The organism is Bradyrhizobium sp. Ec3.3, assembly GCF_000472925.1.
Lineage (GTDB): Bacteria > Pseudomonadota > Alphaproteobacteria > Rhizobiales > Xanthobacteraceae > Bradyrhizobium.
In genome coordinates this window covers 1-15,824 of record NZ_AXAS01000064.1, presented here as the reverse complement: position 1 = coordinate 15,824, position 15,824 = coordinate 1, and the positions used below count along the sequence as shown (strand labels likewise).

Genomic DNA, 15,824 nt, shown 5'->3' with positions numbered 1-15,824 from the left:
CCCCGACCTCGACCGACTGATCGTGTCATGGGCGTCTCCGAACCCTTCATTCGCCGGCCGATCGCGACCTCGCTGCTCGGCATCGCGCTGCTGATCGGCGGCGCGCTCGGCTATTTTTCGCTTCCGGTCTCGGCGCTGCCGCAGGTCGACTTCCCGACCGTGCAGGTGACGACGCAGCTGCCGGGCGCGAGCCCCGACGTCATCGCCTCGCTCATTACCGCGCCGCTGGAGCGGCAGCTTGGGCAGATCCCGTCGCTGTCCGCGATGAACTCGACGAGTTCGTTCGGCGTCAGCCAGATCTCGCTGCAATTCGATCTCAACCGCGACATTGACGGCGCGACGCAGGACGTGCAGGCCGCGATCAACGCCGCCGCCGGCGTGCTGCCGAGGACGCTGCCTTACCCGCCGACCTACGCCAAGGTGAACCCCGCGGATGCGCCGGTCATGACCCTTGCGCTGCGCTCCGACACGATCTCGCTGCGGGCGATGAGCGACATTGCCGACACGATACTCGCACAGCGGCTGAGCCAGATTTCGGGCGTCGGCCGTGTCTCGGTGCTGGGCGGGCTGAAACCGGCGGTGCGCATCCAGGCCGACTTGGCACGGCTGGCTGCCTATGGCATCGCCATGGAGGATCTGCGCAGCGCGATCTCCAATGCCAACGTCTCGGGCCCGAAGGGTTCACTCGACGGCGCGCAGCAGTCCTACCTGATCGCAGCCAACGACCAGATCGCCGCGGCCGATGCCTATCGGCCGATCATCGTGGCCTACCGCAACGGTTCGCCCGTCACCATCGGCGATATAGCGCAGATCGTCGACGGCCTGGAAAATGACCGGACCGGTGGTTGGTACCAGGGCACGCCAGCGGTGATCATCGACATCCAGCGCCAGCCCGGCGCCAACGTGATCGACGTGGTCAGCCAGATCCGGGCGGAGATCCCGAAAGTCCAGCGCGCGATCCCGGCGGGCGTGAAGCTGACCGTGGTCTCGGACCGGACCGTGACCATCCGGGCCTCCGTCCATGACGTGCAGTTCACGCTGATCCTCGCCGTGGTGCTGGTGACGCTGGTCGTACTCTTGTTCCTGCGCTCGTTGCGCGCAACCGTGATCGCGGGCGTCGCGCTGCCGCTGTCGCTGATCACGAGCTTCGGCATCATGTATTTCGCCGGCTTCAGCCTCGACAACCTGTCGCTGATGGCGCTGACCATCGGCACAGGCTTCGTGGTCGACGATGCCATCGTGATGATCGAGAACATCGTCCGCCATATGGAGAATGGCGAGAGCGCGATGCAGGCTTCGCTCAGGGGCGCCAGCGAAATCGGCTTCACCGTGATCTCGCTGACGGTGTCGCTGATCGCCGTCTTCATCCCGCTTCTGTTCATGTCGGGTCTCGTGGGCCGGATGTTCCGCGAATTTGCGCTGACGCTGACGATCGCCGTGGTGACCTCGGCGGTGGTCTCGCTCACCCTGACGCCGATGATGTGCTCGCGCCTCCTCAAGCACGCCCATGAGGAATTGGCGGTCCCAGGGCTCGCCGCGGTCAGCCGCTTCATCGACTGGACCGTCGGCTTCTATCACCGCAGCCTGTTATGGGTGCTGGATCATCAGCGCGCGACGCTGGTCGTGACCTTCGCCACGCTGATCGCGACCCTGGCTCTCTACGTTGTCGCGCCCAAAGGCTTTCTGCCGCTCCAGGATACGGCCTCGATCACGGCAGTGACGGAGGCTGGCCCCGACGTCTCGTTCGCCGAGATGCAGAAGCGACAGACCGAGGCCGCCGATGCCATCAAGGCCGATCCCGACGTGGTCGGCGTCGTCTCGGTGATCGGGGCTGGCTCCGTCAACCCGACCACCAATGTCGGGCGCCTCGTCATGACGCTCAAGCCGCGTGGCGAGCGGCGCGACGACGTCAGCGTGGTCGTCGACAGGCTGAAGAACCGGGTCGCCGCGATCCCCGGTATGACCGTGTACTTCCAGCCGGTCCAGGACGTGCAGATCTCGACCCAGTCGAGCCGCTCGCAATATCAGTACACGCTCACCGGCACCGACGCGGCCTCCGTCTCGGAATGGTCGCGCAAGCTGGTCGCCGAGATGCGGCGAGATCCGCTGTTCCGCGACGTATCATCGGAGGCACAGGAAGGCGGCTTGCGTGCCCAGCTCGACGTCGACCGGACCCGCGCCGGACAGCTCGGCGTCAACCTGCAAGCCGTCACCGACACCCTGAACGATGCCTTCGCGCAACGGCAGATATCCACCATCTACGGCCAGGCCAACCAGTACCGCGTGGTGCTGGAGGCGCTGCCGATGTACCAGCGCGATCCGTCGATCCTGTCAAAGCTCTATCTGCCGGGCGCTGCCAGCAGCACCGTAGGCGCGCCTAACGCCCAAGTGCCGCTGTCGGCCGTGGCGACGCTCACACGGACCACGGCACCGCTGGCGATCTCGCACCAGGCGCAATTCCCGGCGGTCTCGCTCAGCTTCAACCTGGCGCCGGGGGCAGCTCTCGGCGAAGCGGTCGATGCGGTGAAAGCGATCGAGACCCGCATCGGCATGCCCGGCAGCATCGTCGGCGTCTACGCTGGCGATGCCGCGGAATTCGCCAAGGCCCTCGCCGGGCAGCCCTGGCTGCTGCTTGCGGCCGTCATCACGATCTACATCGTGCTGGGCGTGCTCTATGAGAGCTACATCCACCCGATCACGATCCTGTCGACGCTGCCGTCCGCAGGCGTCGGCGCGATCCTCGCGCTGGTCCTGTGCGGCCAGGACCTCTCCGTCATCGGCCTGATCGGCATCATCCTTCTGATGGGCATCGTTAAAAAGAACGCCATCATGATGATCGACTTCGCGCTGGAAGCCGAGCGCGGGCAGGGGATGGCGCCCACGGAAGCGATCGTGCAGGCCTGCCTGTTGCGCTTCCGCCCGATCATGATGACGACGCTCGCGGCGCTGTTCGGCGCGCTGCCGCTGGCAATCGAAAGCGGCACCGGCTCGGAGCTGCGCTTTCCGCTCGGCATCTCCATCATCGGCGGCCTTCTGCTCAGCCAGTTGCTGACGCTCTACACCACCCCGGTGATCTATCTCGCGCTCGACCGGATCAACCGCCGCCTCGAGCGCGCGCTGCCCCCGGCCGAGCCGGGAGGCCCGCCGGTTGCGGGCGCAACCGAGGGCATGTGATGGCATCGATCTCGGAGCCCTTCATCCGCAGGCCCGTCGCCACCACGCTGCTCTCGATCGGGCTGTTTCTCCTGGGCGTCGTGGCCTACGAGTTCCTGCCCGTCTCCTCGGTGCCGAACGTCGATTTTCCCGCCATCTTCGTCTCTGCCAGCCGTCCTGGCGCCGATCCTTCGGTAATGGCGGCAACCGTCGCCGCGCCGCTGGAGCGGCGCTTGGGTGAGATTGCCGGCATCAATCAGATCACCTCGACCAGTTCGCTCGGCATCAGCAATATTCAGCTGCAATTCAACATCGGCCGCGACATCGATCGCGCCGCACGCGACGTGCAGGCCGCCATCAACGCCTCGCTGGTGGACCTGCCGAGCGATCTGCCGGCGCTGCCGCGCTTCCGCAAGGCCAACACGGCGGGTGCCCCGGTCTACGTGCTGGCGCTGACCTCGAAAACCCTCACCACCAGTGCGATCTATGACGTCGCCGATACCGTGCTGGCGCAACGCATCTCGCAGGTGCCGGGCGTGGGCAACGTGACGATCAGCGGTGCGGACCAGCCGGCGGTGCGCATCCAGCTCAATCCGGTCGCGCTGTCGAATGCCGGCATCGCAACCGACGACGTGCGGACCGCGATCATCAACGCCAATCCGCTCGGCCCGGTCGGCATCTTCAACGGCGAGCGCCAGAGCGAGACGCTGGCGCTGAACCGGCAGATGCGCACGGCGAAGGAATTTCGCGACGTCATGATCAAGAGCGCGAACGGCAACTACGTTCGGCTCTCCGACGTCGCCGAGATCGAGGATTCCGTGCGGAACGCCCGCTCGATCGCCTGGTTCAACAAGCAACCGGCGGTGATCATTCAGATCACCAAGCAGGGCGATGCCAACGTCATCGACACCGTCGACCGCGTCAAGGCGCTGATCCCTGAGCTGAAACAATGGATTCCGGCAGGGGTCGAGATTTCGACCCTGGTCGATCGCACCGGCACGATCCGCGCCAGCGTCGAGGACATGCAGTGGACGCTGCTGGCGACCGCCGTCCTGGTGATGGTGGTGGTGTTCGTGTTCCTGCGGCGGTTCACACCGACGATCGCGGCGGGCATCTCGGTGCCGCTGGCGCTCGCGGGCACCTGCGCCGGGATGTGGCTTGCGGGGTTCTCGATCGACAACCTCTCGCTGATGGCGCTCGCGATCTCTGTCGGCTTCGTGGTCGACGACGCCATCGTGATGATCGAAAACATGTTCCGCAATCTCGAGCATGGCATGCGGCCGTTCCAGGCAGCGCAGGAGGGGGCGAAGCAGATCGGCTTCACCGTGCTGTCGATCAGCCTGTCGCTGATCGCGGCGTTCACGCCGCTGATCTTCATGGACGGCATCGTCGGCCGGCTGCTCCGCGAATTCTCGCTGACACTGACCTTTGCGATCGTGGTCTCGACGCTGGTCTCGCTCACGGTCACGCCGATGATCTGCGCCCATTACATCCGTCAGACCACCTCGGGCACGGCGACGCTGTTCGACCGCGTCATCGAAGGCTCGCTGTCGCGCATCGTCGCCTTCTATGCCCGAACCTTGCGCACGGGGCTCGAATTTCCGCTGCTGACCTTGCTCGTCTTCTTCGCCACCATCGGGCTGACGGTGACGCTCTACATCAAGATCCCCAAGGGTTATTTTCCGACCGACGACTCCGGCTTCGTCATCGGCGCAACGCGGGCGTCTGCCGATATCTCGTTCCAATCGATGCTGGGTCTGCAGCAGCAGCTCGCCGACATCGTGATGGCCGACCCGGCCGTCGCCGGCATCGGCTCGGTGCTGGGCGGCGGCGGGCCCGGCCCGGCCACCTCGAACCGCGGCACCATGTTCATCAGCCTGAAGCCGCCGGCCGAGCGGAACTATGTCTCGACCGAGATCGTCATCGATCGCCTGCGCCGCAATCTCTATCGCGTCGCCGGCATCCGCCTGTTCATGTTCGCGGCACAAGACGTCCGCACCGGCGGACGGCAGAGCGACTCGAACTACCAATATACGCTGTCGAGCACCGATCTCGACCTGTTGCAGCAGTGGGCGCCGATCGTCGCCAAGCGAATGGAGACGGTCGAAGGCATCACCGACGTTTCCGCCGATCGCGATCCGGGCGGATTGCAGCTCACCCTCTCCATCGACCGCCAGAACGCCTCGCGGCTCGGCGTCCGCGTGCAGGACATCGACAATGCGCTGAACAACGCGTTTGCGCAGCGGCAGATCTCGATCATCTACACCCAACGCAACCAGTACATGATCGTGCTCGAGACCGACCCGAAATTCCAGGTCGACCCGACCAATCTCGACCGCATCTATGTTGCGGGCGCCAATGACGTGCAGGTGCCGTTGTCAGCCGTGGTCCGCGCCCAGCGCGGGCTCGCCTCGCTCGCCGTATTTCACTCGCAAGGATTCCCTTCGACGACCGTCTCGTTCAACACCTTGCCGGACGTGCCGTTGCAGGTCGCGACCCAGAACATCCAGCGCGCGGTCGAGGAGCTGCACATGCCCGAAGGCATTCGCGGCAGCTTTGACGGCAACGCCGGCGATTTCGCCCGGACCAGCGGCCGGCAACCGCTGCTGATCCTTGGCGCGCTGGTGGCGATGTATATCGTGCTCGGCGTGCTCTACGAGAGCCTTGCCCATCCACTCACGATCATCTCGACCCTGCCATCAGCCGGGCTCGGGGCGCTGCTCGCGCTCCAGCTCACCAACACGCCGCTGACGGTGATTGCCTTCGTCGGCATCATCCTCCTGATCGGCATCGTCAAGAAGAACGGCATCATGATGGTCGACTTCGCTCTCGATGCCGAGCGGCAGCGCGGCCTGTCCTCGGCGGATGCGATCTTCGAGGCCTGCCAGGCGCGCTTCCGCCCGATCCTGATGACGACCATGGCGGCGCTGTTCGCCGGCATTCCGCTGGTCATTGCGACCGGACCCGGCACGGAACTGCGGCGTCCGCTCGGCATCACCATCATCGGCGGACTGTTCGTATCGCAGATCCTGACGCTCTACACGACGCCGGTGATCTATCTCTTGATCGATCGCCTGCGCCGCCGCTCCGAGCCGGGCGCAGCGCATGTGCCGGCGGAATAACGGTTGTTGAAGGCAATAACGGTTGTTGAAGGCTTGGGCCAAGCGTATAGCGGCTGGATGTCGAACCCGTCTGACGTCGCCACCATAGCGCCCGAACCCGTCGCCGATTGTCCGCACTGCCAGAAGCCGATGCCGCTGTGCATCTGCGACAGCGTCACGCCGCTCGACAGCCGCATCGCGCTGCTGATCCTTCAGCATCCGCAGGAGCAGGACAGGGCACTCGGCACCGCGCGGCTGACGGCGCGGCATTTTGCCGATGCGACGGTGCGGGTCGGGCTGTCATGGCCGGGCCTTGCCAAGGCGCTTGGGCAACCCGTGGCGGATCCCGCGCGCTGGGCGGTGCTCTATCTCGGATCGGCGCGCGCCACTGATCTCGATAGCGACGCCGAGATCATCGCGCTTACGCGCAAGGGAGATATCGCCGACAACCAACGCGCCATCCTGAACAGGATCGAGGGCGTGGTGCTGCTCGACGGCACCTGGAGCCAGGCCAAGGCGCTGTGGTGGCGCAATCCCTGGATGCTGAAGTGCCAGCGCGTGATCCTCAATCCCGCAGCCCCCTCACGCTATGGGCGCTTGCGACGCGAGCCGCGCCGCGACGGGCTTGCCACCATCGAGGCTGCGGCCATGATGCTCGCGAGCCTCCAGCAGCGTCCGGATATTGCCGAGACGCTGCATGCGAGTTTTGAACGGATGTTAACACGCTATCGCAAAGTGCTGGCGGAGATGCCGGAACTTGCGCCAAAACCGGCAGGCCGAGGCCGCCGGCGCGATTTTCGCCGCAGCCGCCGCGGCTGACCGCCTGCGCCAAGGGCTTGCCCGCTGCGGAGCGGGAAGATAGAGACTCGGGGGCAGATATTGCCATCCCGTGATCGGGCCTAGCGTTGGAAAGCCAGGAGCGGGATGGGAAGTCGCATTCAGGCTGCGGCCAGAGAAATCGTCCGGCAAGGCGCGCAATTCGATCGCTGGGGCACGCTTGCCCTGATGGACATCTCCTTGCGGTATCGCCGCACGGTGATCGGCCCGCTCTGGATCACGCTGACGCTCGCTGCAACCATCGCCAGCGTCGGCACGGTCTATGCGACGCTGTTCAAGCAGGACGTCGCGGTCTTCCTGCCGTCCTTCGCCGTCGGCCTGATCGTCTGGATCCTGATCGCCGCAACGCTCCAGGAAGGTTCCAACGTCTTCGTGGCGTCCGGCCATCTGATCAAGGCCGTGCCGGCGCCGCTGATCGTGCACGTGCTGCAGATGACGGCGCGCAACGTCGTCATCTTCCTGCACCATCTGCTGCTGGTCGGTCTGCTCTATGTCGTGATGCCCTGGCCGCTGCACTGGACCTTGGTGCTCGCCGTTCCCGGCTTTGCTATCCTGCTGGTCACGCTGGTCGGCGGCGCGACTGCGCTCGGGCTGCTGTGCGCGCGCTTTCGCGACATCGGATCGGCGATCGTCAGCGGCCTGCAATTCATCTTCTTCCTTACGCCAATCATCTGGACCGAGGACGCGGTGCGCGGCACCGCCTTCCACTGGCTGACGCGGGTCAATCCGTTCGCAACGTTGCTCGATCTCGTGCGCAAGCCGCTCTTGTCACAGCCGGCCGATCCGGAGCAATGGCTGCTCGGATCGCTCTACGCGATCGGCATGGCACTGATCGGCCTTGGCTGCTACGCGAGATACCGCCATCGCGTGGCGTACTGGCTCTAGGTGCGCGCCATGAGCTCCGCTGCCTACATCGTGCTGCGCAATGTCTCGGTCGCGTTTCCCGTGCTGTCGTTTCGCGACCGCTCGCTGCGCAGCCGGTTCGTGCGCGCGGTGACGTTGCGCAATGCCGGCAATGCGCCGCGCCCGCACCTTGTCTCCGCGCTGAACGGGGTCGATCTCGATATCCACGCCGGCGACCGGCTCGGCATCATCGGCGCCAATGGCGCCGGCAAGACCACGCTGCTCAGGGTGCTGGCCGGCATCTACCATCCGACCGCAGGCACGGTCGATGTCTGCGGCCGCTGCCTGTCGCTGTTCGATCTCGCCGCCGGTTTCGACGAAGAGGCGACCGGCTACGAGAACATTCTGCGGCGCGGGCTGGTGATCGGAGCGCGGCGTACCGAGATCGAAGCGCGGCGTGCGGAGATCGCTGAGTTCACCGAGCTCGGCGACCGGCTCGACCTGCCGCTGCGTACCTATTCCAGCGGCATGATGCTGCGCCTGATCTTCGCGGTCGCAACTGCGATCGAAGGCGAGATCGTGCTGCTCGATGAGTGGATCGGCGTCGGCGACCAGCAGTTCCGCAGGAAAGCGCGCCAGCGGCTCGACGCGATCGTGGCGCGCGCCGGTATCCTCGTGCTCGCCTCGCACGACATCGATCTCATCAAGAACACTTGCAACCGCGCGATCCTGTTGCGCGAGGGACGTATCGTTGCCGCAGGTTCGACCGAAGAGATCCTCGGCCAATACCTGGCTGGCGCCGGCGAGGGCAGGGGCTGACTCCCGGCTGTTGGCCCTCTGAGTCGGATGCCTCGGCTGGTTCGCGTTTGTGACCTGACCAAGGCGGGCGCGGCAAAAAAAATCGAAATTATGTGCTGGAGCCCATCGCAAGGCTGAGCGATCGTAGAAATCGAGCACCACGGGCTAAAGTGGTGCCACAGGGAAAAGCGCTCATGCTCGCCGCGCTCGAGATTAATTTTGCGCTGTGGGGGATGATCATCTGTGCAAGCATCAAGCTCGCTCAGATGTTTGGGTAGCGGCCGCCCCGCCGCAATTTGGACGACCTTCCACAACTGATCGGAAGTCGGACGAAGGCGGTTGCCTAAGTCTTTGATCCCCTATATCAGTCCGGCCTTACGGGGCCACGTGGCGGAGTGGTTACGCAGCGGTCTGCAAAACCGTTTACACCAGTTCAATTCTGGTCGTGGCCTCCATCACAAACTCCTGATTTCCCAGCACAATTACGCCGGCGCGCGGGGGCTTTTTTCCGCCGGATGCTGGGACGCGCCCGGAACTCACCCGGATTTGTCCGGGGTTGGCGGTTAAGCGCGATTCAGGTGCCTTGGCATGAAGATCGCATCACCTAGATCTGGATGATGAATCCTTGAACCGAGAATCCTGGAGCGCACGTGGGCGAGATCGTCCGATTTATTCCGAAGTCCGAGATCGAGCGGGCCCGACTGATACGGGAAGCCCGCGCGATCTATGAGAGCATCTTTCCGTCCACTGGTCCCGTCAGGGATCCGCGTGAGTCGGACGACCAGTCGGGCACCCAAAGCTGATTGGTTGACTCCGCCGGACGCGGAGCTAGCGGAGAGAGGAGCGCGGGACGTCGCGATCAGCCGGCGGCGTACCAGCCATCCGGAAACGGCAGCAGCGGCCAGGCGCCCTCGTTATCGTTGGCGGCTTTGAGCGGCGCGTCAAAATTCCACGAGCGGGGCACGAATTCCTCCTCCGGCACGGGCTCGATGGCGGCCCGCACGGCATCCAGCAGCAAGTTGAACTCGGCTTCGCTCATCGCATCCTCCGGACTCAGTCCCGACGGCGCAAATTCGCAAAACCGGCTTTTTTCCCAATTGAGCGGATCGATCGAATTTTATCGATCCGGCGATCGGCGCTCGATTGGTTAGCGTTTCCCTAAGAAACCCGCGCGGAAGCTAGGCGGTTCCACCGCCCGGACAGTGTGAAAGAGATCACATTCCCAGAAGTTTCTTTCCCGTAAGTCTGACGTGACGCCGGCCGAGGTGGGCCGGGGGGCGAAGCCGACGGGAGACGTCAGTCATGAAGGCGAGGTTCCTGAAGTTCGCAGGCGTGAAGAGCCGGGCCCGCCGGGCCTCGACTCTCGGATTGTTCCTGACGCTGTTTGCTTCCGCCGCTCATGCGCAAGGCACGCCCGAGCAGCGCCGGGCCTGCACCCCCGACGTCTATCGCCTCTGCGCCGGCGAGATCCCCAACGTCCGCGCCATCACCGCGTGCCTGAGGCGCAACAAGACGAGCCTGAGCGAGGCCTGCCGCGCCGTGTTCGAGCAGGCGGGCGGCTGAGCCGGCCACCTGTGGGTTCGTGCGCAGCAAGTTGGCGCATGTACAGTCGAAATCGACGCCGTTGCCCTGTGGATATGCTGCGGACAAGCTGTGCGTGGCCGCTGCCGGCCGTTCCCATTTCGATGAAAATTGCAACCACCGCGTGCAAGAAGTCTTGATCGGCGGTGATCTATCAGTGACCGGCCGCCTTGAACGCCGCCGGTATCAGCGGCGACTAACCAATACAGTGCATAAGGATCAGTGGAACGTGATCGTCGATCCCCCTTGTAAAGCACCAAAATGGTGCTTTAGTGCTTTCCGTGAGCCCATCGCCCCGACAAGCGCCATCCGCGCTGCGTTACAGGCTCGCCCCTGAGCCGGCCGTCAAAGCCGCGCTGGAGGCGACCTTCGAGGCCTATGACCGCATGATGGAGATCCTGGAGGAGGTTGCCCGCACGCATAATGTGGGCTCCAACGTCGTGCTGCTGCATGCCCACGCCTACGACGCGATCCGAAAACAGACCGGGCTGCCGTCACGCCTGGTAACGCTGGGCCTGCGCGACCGCGCCGACTATCGCGCGGCAAGCGGCCGGCGGCTGCCGCTCGACGACAAGCTCGCCAAGCTCAAGGGCCCGACCACGATCTCCATCGCCACCGTGCAGGGGCGCTTCAGCGTGCCGTTCGATTACGTCGGCTACGCCGAGGGCTGGGGACAAAGCGTGCCCGCCCATCTGATCCGGACCGACGACGGTTTCGAAATTCACTACGGCGTCACGCCGAACAATCTGCCAGAGGAGGAGAACGCCATGGATACCATCGCTGCCGCCCCCGAGAACTTCCTGTCCCGGGTCGGGCGCCTGATCGCGGGCATCGCCTATGACGCGATCGAGCAGGCCGAAGGCAAGAACAAGCTGAAGGTCGTGGGCCAGGCCATCCGCGAGATCGAGAACGCGGAGAACGAAGCGCGCGAGGCGCTCGCGGCCGCGCGCGCCGAGGAATATCGGCTGAACGCCCGGCGCAGCGAGATCGAGCGCGCGATGACCGATCTTGCCGAGAAGATCCAGGGCGCGATCGACGACAGCCGTGACGACCTCGCCCGCGCCGGCATCGCGCGGCAGATGGACCTCGAAGCGCAGTTCGAGGTGCTGTCGCGCGCGATCGACGAGAACAACGAGAAGATCGAGCAATGCGTCACCTCGCTGCGCGCGGTGCTCTCGGCACTCCAGGATGCCGAGCAGCGGCGCGCCGACCTCGAAAAAAGCGAGGCGGCCGCCGGCACGCATTCGACCGAAACGTCGAAGAAACAGACCGGCAACTCGGCCGCAGCAAAGGCGCTGCGTGCGGGCAAGGCGGTGGCGCGGGCCACCGGCGTGCCGGCGGGCATTCCGTTTTCGAGCGACATCGACGAGCTCAGCGCGTTGCATCGCGACAAGGAGATTGCGACAAGGCTTGCGCGGTTGAAGACGCGCTCCTGAGTTCGCTCCCATGAGCACATTGCTCGAACATGTAATGGCGCCGGAGGTCAGGCCGTTCGCAATCGCGGCGGCCATGATCGTCATCGTCGGATCGGTCGAGGTGGTCTCGATGATGGTCGGGGCTTCCCTGAGCGAGATCCTAGGCACCAACATCGATTTCGGCCACCACAGCGACAATGGTGTGATCAACGCCATCTCCTGGATCAATCTCGGTGGCGTGCCACTGTTGATCTTCCTCCTGCTGTTCCTCGGCGCCTTTTCGATCACCGGCTTCCTGATCCAGGATATTGCGCGGATGGTTGCCGGCCCCTTGCCGGCGAGCGTCGCCTCGCTCGGCGCGGTGGTCGCGTCAATTCCGCTGGTGCGCATCTCCAGCGGCTTCATCGCCAGGATCATTCCAAAGGACGAAAGCTATGCCGTCGGCCTCGGAGATCTCGTCGGTCGTGTCGGCGAGGTCGTCATCGGGCCCCTGGACCAGGGGCCGCCCGGCCGCGTCAGCGTCGCCGACGTCCATGGCAACCGGCATTTCGTCTGGGCGGTCGCGGCGCCTTCGTCCGAGCCGCTGGCGCAGGGAAGCCTCGTCCTGCTGGTCGATCGCGTCGGCACCCGCTTTTTGGCGGTGAAAGCCGACGATGAACTCAAACCATCCAAATCCACTCTAAGCAATCAGCAAAGTAATTAGCGGAGAAATCTATGTTTGACATCGCAGTCCCGGCCATGATCGGCGTTGCGCTGATCCTCGTCCTGGGCATCGTCTTCACCACCCTCTACAAGCGCGCCACGCGCGACGAAGCGTTCGTCCGCACCGGCCTCGGTGGCAAGAAGGTCGTGCTCGACGGTGGCGCCATGATCCTGCCGATCTTCCACTCCTATGCTAGCGTCAACCTGAAGACGCTGCGGCTCACGGTCGAGCGCAAGGAGCGGGAATCCCTGATCACCAAGGATCGCCTGCGCGTCGACATCGTCGCCGAGTTCTATGTCCGCGTCCGCCCCGACGATGAGAGCATTGCGCTGGCGAGCCAGACGCTGGGCGCGCTGACCAATGACGCCGAAGCGCTGCGCAACCAGGTCGAAGCCAAATTCGTCGACGGCCTGCGTTCGGTGGCAGCCACCATGACCATCCTGGAACTGCAGGAGAAGCGCAGCGATTTCGTCAAGCACGTGCAGGCGACCGTGGAATCCGACGTCAAGTCCAACGGTCTTGAGCTGGAGTCGGTGTCGTTGACAAAGCTCGACCAGACCGACGTCAAGTTCTTCAACCCGGAAAACTTCTTCGACGCGGAGGGTCTCACCCAGCTCAAGACCATCACCGAGACCCGCCGGCGCGACCGCAACGCCATCGTCCGCGACAACGAGGTGGCGATCGCACAAAAGGACCTCGAGGCGCGGCAGCAGACCCTTGGGATCGAGCGCACCAAGAAGGAGGCCGAGCTCTCACAGGAGCGCGACATCGCCAACAAGACCGCGAGCACCCGCGCGGAAGTCGCCACCGCGACACAGACCGCGCGCCTCACGGAAGAGAACGCCCGCATCGACACCGACCGCGCGGTCGCCGAGAAGGAGGCCGGCGCCAAGCAGATCAAGGAAACGGCGGTGATCGAATCCGATCTCGCGATCAACAAGCGCAAGACCGACGCGCAGCGCGAAATCCAGATCGCGACGCAGGAGAACGAGATCCAGATCGCCGCCAAGAGCAAGCAGACCTCCGAAGCCGTCGCCGAAGCCAAGACTGCGGAAGCCGTGGCCGTGTCCGCGGAGGAAAAGGTCGTGACCGCACGCGCGGTCGAGGTTGCCGACCGCGCCCGCCTGACCCAGGTGCTCGCCGCACGCACCGAGGCCGAACGCAAATCGACCGAGCTGATCGTTGCGGCCGAAGCCGAGAAGAAGGCGGCGCTCGACCGCGCCGAGGCCACCAAGACGCTCGCGAGCGCGGAAGCCGAGGCCAACAAGATCAAGGCAGTCGGCGTCAAGAACATCGGTGAAGCCGAGGCGGCCGTCATCACCATGAAGAACGAGGCGCAGAACAAGCTCGGCAGCAACGTGATCGATTTCGAGATCGCCAAGAAGCGGATCGAGATGATGCCCTCGGCGCTCGCCGAGATGGTGAAGCCGATCGCCAACATCAAGGACGTTCGCATCCTGCACACTGGTGGCGCGTTCGGCGGCAGTGGTGCGAACGGCAGCAATGCCGGCTTCGGCGAAGGTCTCGCCGGCGAGCTGTTGAAGGTGCATGCGCTGCGGCCGATGATCGACGAGATCCTGCGCCAGAGCGGATTTGCGCCGGGTGAGGATCCCGTGAAGGCGCTGGTCGGCGCGGTCGCCGGCAAGAGCAATGGTGCTGCGGTCGAGGTTGCGGCAAGCGTGCCCGCGCCTCAGACAACCGACGCAGCAGAGTAGGCTGTGATGCGTCGGCTATGAATGCCCATTCATTGCTGGCGTGAGCCCTAGTCGATAAGAACAGGCCGTGCGCTTCTCGCGTGGCGTACCGTTCCGGAGTGCAGGTCGATCGTGTGTTGAACCTTTCGATCGCTCTCCGGACGAGTTTTGCAAGGCAACGCCATTTGTTGCCCCGGCACCTGCGCCCAGGATGGGCAGGCGGCGGATGTTCTTTTTCATTGGGGCTCTCATGAAATATTTTCTGTCTGCACTCATTGCACTCGGTCTCTCGGTCGCAGCCGCGCCGTCGCAGGCCGCGGATTCCCGCAACGTCTCCGTCGTCAACGAGACCGGCTACGCCATCAAGTTTCTCGGCTTCAATTCGCCGGACGATGGTCTGGACGAATGGGACAACGAGCTCGACAAGACCTTGCAGAACCAGGCGAGCACTTATGTCGAGTTCGACGACGACGATGAAGGATGCGTCTGGAACATCCGCGTCGACTGGCAGAACTACAACGAATCCGTGCTGTGGAAGAACGTCAACCTCTGCAAGTTCAACGTCCTGAGGCTGCGCTACGACCCCGGTACCAAGACGACCTCCTTCATTGCGGAGTGAGCGTCGGATCACGGCGCGTTCGCGCCCACAGCAGGACCGGCGGGGAGGGGACGCGCGCCCTCCCTCGTGATGGCGAGGATATGACGAATTCGTCCTTTGCAAGCGCCGGAGGCTTTGTTATACGCAGCCGCGCGCGAACGTCGGTTCGCCCTTTTCCTCGGTAGCTCAGCGGTAGAGCATCCGACTGTTAATCGGATGGTCGCTGGTTCGAATCCAGCCCGGGGAGCCAAATAAAATCAAGTACTTAGCTGGAAGTTCCAGGGCGCCGAAAACGGCGCTTTTTCAATCTGGGCCACATGTGGGGCCACATGAAAAAGCCCGCCGACTAGGGCGGGCTCAAGGTTAGGGAGCGAAACGCGCCGCAGGCTGAGGATCGTACGGCGATTTCGAACACCCACAGGAGGGGATAATACAGAACGGTCCCTGGTTGCGCCTGTGATGTAGTTCACGGAGGTGCAAGAAAAAGCCCGCCGGTGTGGCCGCCATGCACTGGCCCGAATCCAAACGCTGATGAAGCTAGGAGGGGCTGGCAAAGAGACGGGGACTCTCAATGGCAGGCAGATCGAAACTCCGAGTCGCGGTGCGGGCGTTGGTGAAGGTTCGGGAACGGACTCGGCGCCGAAGGCGTCGGCGCATATTGCCCGCGCCTCGATAAGGAAAAGCCCGCCAGCGAACCGGCGGACAGATCTCCATCAAAAGAAAGAGCCCGCCCCCGGGCGAGGGCGGGCAAAGGGGACATTTTGCGATGGGCAACGATCCGTGTCACCCGCCGGCCATCCTATGGTCGGTCAATAGCGCTGTCTGCCCGTTGAGCTACATTCCTCGAGGTGAATTAGGGATGCCCTAGGTGGTGTGGACTCTAAGGATTCCCTTTTGAGAGCAAATCAGATTCAAGGCTTCTTTTTGGGAGCCGGCCTTGGGTGTGATGGATCGTTTGGTGCTGAGCGACGCGGCCTGGGAGCGCATGGCACCGCTCATCATAGGTCGACCTGACCAGAAAGGTTCGACCGGACGCGACAACCGGATGTTCGTGGAAGGGGTACTTTGGATCGTTCGTACGGGCTCTCCCTGGCGTGATCT

At 64.2% G+C, this 15,824-nt stretch carries 12 protein-coding genes and 2 tRNA genes; 13 read left to right on the top strand and 1 reads right to left on the bottom strand.

Annotation, left to right across the window (positions count from 1 at the left end):
* Window positions 1-27 precede the first annotated feature (27 nt).
* The 6 genes from YUU_RS0138355 (at window position 28) to YUU_RS0138325 (ending at window position 9,187) form a co-directional block, all read left to right on the top strand.
* Window positions 28-3,174 carry an efflux RND transporter permease subunit gene (locus YUU_RS0138355; RefSeq protein WP_027527058.1) on the top strand — a complete coding sequence of 1,049 codons (3,147 nt, stop codon included), beginning with the start codon at window positions 28-30 and terminating at the stop codon, window positions 3,172-3,174.
* Window positions 3,174-6,275 carry an efflux RND transporter permease subunit gene (locus YUU_RS0138350; RefSeq protein WP_027527057.1) on the top strand — a complete coding sequence of 1,034 codons (3,102 nt, stop codon included), beginning with the start codon at window positions 3,174-3,176 and terminating at the stop codon, window positions 6,273-6,275. The genes YUU_RS0138355 and YUU_RS0138350 overlap by 1 nt, the downstream gene beginning before the upstream one ends.
* A 57-nt stretch (window positions 6,276-6,332) precedes the next feature.
* Complete coding sequence (locus YUU_RS0138345) at window positions 6,333-7,073, top strand: tRNA-uridine aminocarboxypropyltransferase (RefSeq protein ID WP_027527056.1); 741 nt, start codon at window positions 6,333-6,335, stop codon at window positions 7,071-7,073.
* 186 nt (window positions 7,074-7,259) lie between these two features.
* Entirely contained in the window at window positions 7,260-7,976 is a 717-nt protein-coding gene (locus YUU_RS0138340; RefSeq protein ID WP_027527055.1) for an ABC transporter permease, read from the top strand.
* Window positions 7,977-7,985: 9 nt separating this feature from the next.
* Window positions 7,986-8,753, top strand: coding sequence for an ABC transporter ATP-binding protein (locus YUU_RS0138335; protein WP_027527054.1), 768 nt, complete (start codon window positions 7,986-7,988; stop codon window positions 8,751-8,753).
* A 360-nt stretch (window positions 8,754-9,113) separates the two neighbouring features.
* Window positions 9,114-9,187, top strand: a tRNA-Cys gene (locus YUU_RS0138325).
* 404 nt (window positions 9,188-9,591) lie between these two features.
* On the opposite strand, the gene YUU_RS0138320 is transcribed toward YUU_RS0138325, so the two are convergent.
* Window positions 9,592-9,771 carry a hypothetical protein gene (locus tag YUU_RS0138320; RefSeq protein ID WP_027527053.1) on the bottom strand — a complete coding sequence of 60 codons (180 nt, stop codon included), beginning with the start codon at window positions 9,769-9,771 and terminating at the stop codon, window positions 9,592-9,594.
* A gap of 263 nt (window positions 9,772-10,034) precedes the next feature.
* Between YUU_RS0138320 and YUU_RS0138315 the strand changes: the two genes are divergently transcribed.
* The 7 genes from YUU_RS0138315 to YUU_RS53120 form a co-directional block, all read left to right on the top strand.
* Window positions 10,035-10,295: a hypothetical protein gene (locus tag YUU_RS0138315; RefSeq protein ID WP_027527052.1), complete on the top strand. Its 261-nt coding sequence runs from the start codon at window positions 10,035-10,037 to the stop codon at window positions 10,293-10,295.
* Between the two features lie 290 nt (window positions 10,296-10,585).
* On the top strand, window positions 10,586-11,749 hold the full coding sequence (locus YUU_RS0138310) for a PspA/IM30 family protein (protein ID WP_027527051.1): 1,164 nt from the start codon (window positions 10,586-10,588) through the stop codon (window positions 11,747-11,749).
* Window positions 11,750-11,759: 10 nt separating this feature from the next.
* Complete coding sequence (locus YUU_RS0138305) at window positions 11,760-12,431, top strand: OB-fold-containig protein (protein ID WP_027527050.1); 672 nt, start codon at window positions 11,760-11,762, stop codon at window positions 12,429-12,431.
* An 11-nt stretch (window positions 12,432-12,442) separates the two neighbouring features.
* Window positions 12,443-14,146 (top strand): flotillin family protein, encoded by a 1,704-nt coding sequence (locus tag YUU_RS0138300; RefSeq protein WP_027527049.1) that lies wholly within the window; start codon window positions 12,443-12,445, stop codon window positions 14,144-14,146.
* 229 nt (window positions 14,147-14,375) lie between these two features.
* Complete coding sequence (locus YUU_RS0138295; protein ID WP_027527048.1) at window positions 14,376-14,744, top strand: hypothetical protein; 369 nt, start codon at window positions 14,376-14,378, stop codon at window positions 14,742-14,744.
* 154 nt (window positions 14,745-14,898) lie between these two features.
* Window positions 14,899-14,973, top strand: a tRNA-Asn gene (locus YUU_RS0138290).
* A gap of 687 nt (window positions 14,974-15,660) precedes the next feature.
* Window positions 15,661-15,824 (top strand): transposase (locus YUU_RS53120; protein WP_245288233.1); only part of this gene is annotated, 164 nt, incomplete at its 3' end.

Coding starts and splice junctions, on each gene's coding strand:
- YUU_RS0138355 (WP_027527058.1), top strand. CDS start 28: ATGGGCGTCTCCGAACCCTTCATTCGCCGGCCGATCGCGACCTCGCTG.
- YUU_RS0138350 (WP_027527057.1), top strand. CDS start 3,174: ATGGCATCGATCTCGGAGCCCTTCATCCGCAGGCCCGTCGCCACCACG.
- YUU_RS0138345 (WP_027527056.1), top strand. CDS start 6,333: ATGTCGAACCCGTCTGACGTCGCCACCATAGCGCCCGAACCCGTCGCC.
- YUU_RS0138340 (WP_027527055.1), top strand. CDS start 7,260: ATGGACATCTCCTTGCGGTATCGCCGCACGGTGATCGGCCCGCTCTGG.
- YUU_RS0138335 (WP_027527054.1), top strand. CDS start 7,986: ATGAGCTCCGCTGCCTACATCGTGCTGCGCAATGTCTCGGTCGCGTTT.
- YUU_RS0138320 (WP_027527053.1), bottom strand. CDS start 9,771: ATGAGCGAAGCCGAGTTCAACTTGCTGCTGGATGCCGTGCGGGCCGCC.
- YUU_RS0138315 (WP_027527052.1), top strand. CDS start 10,035: ATGAAGGCGAGGTTCCTGAAGTTCGCAGGCGTGAAGAGCCGGGCCCGC.
- YUU_RS0138305 (WP_027527050.1), top strand. CDS start 11,760: ATGAGCACATTGCTCGAACATGTAATGGCGCCGGAGGTCAGGCCGTTC.
- YUU_RS0138300 (WP_027527049.1), top strand. CDS start 12,443: ATGTTTGACATCGCAGTCCCGGCCATGATCGGCGTTGCGCTGATCCTC.
- YUU_RS0138295 (WP_027527048.1), top strand. CDS start 14,376: ATGAAATATTTTCTGTCTGCACTCATTGCACTCGGTCTCTCGGTCGCA.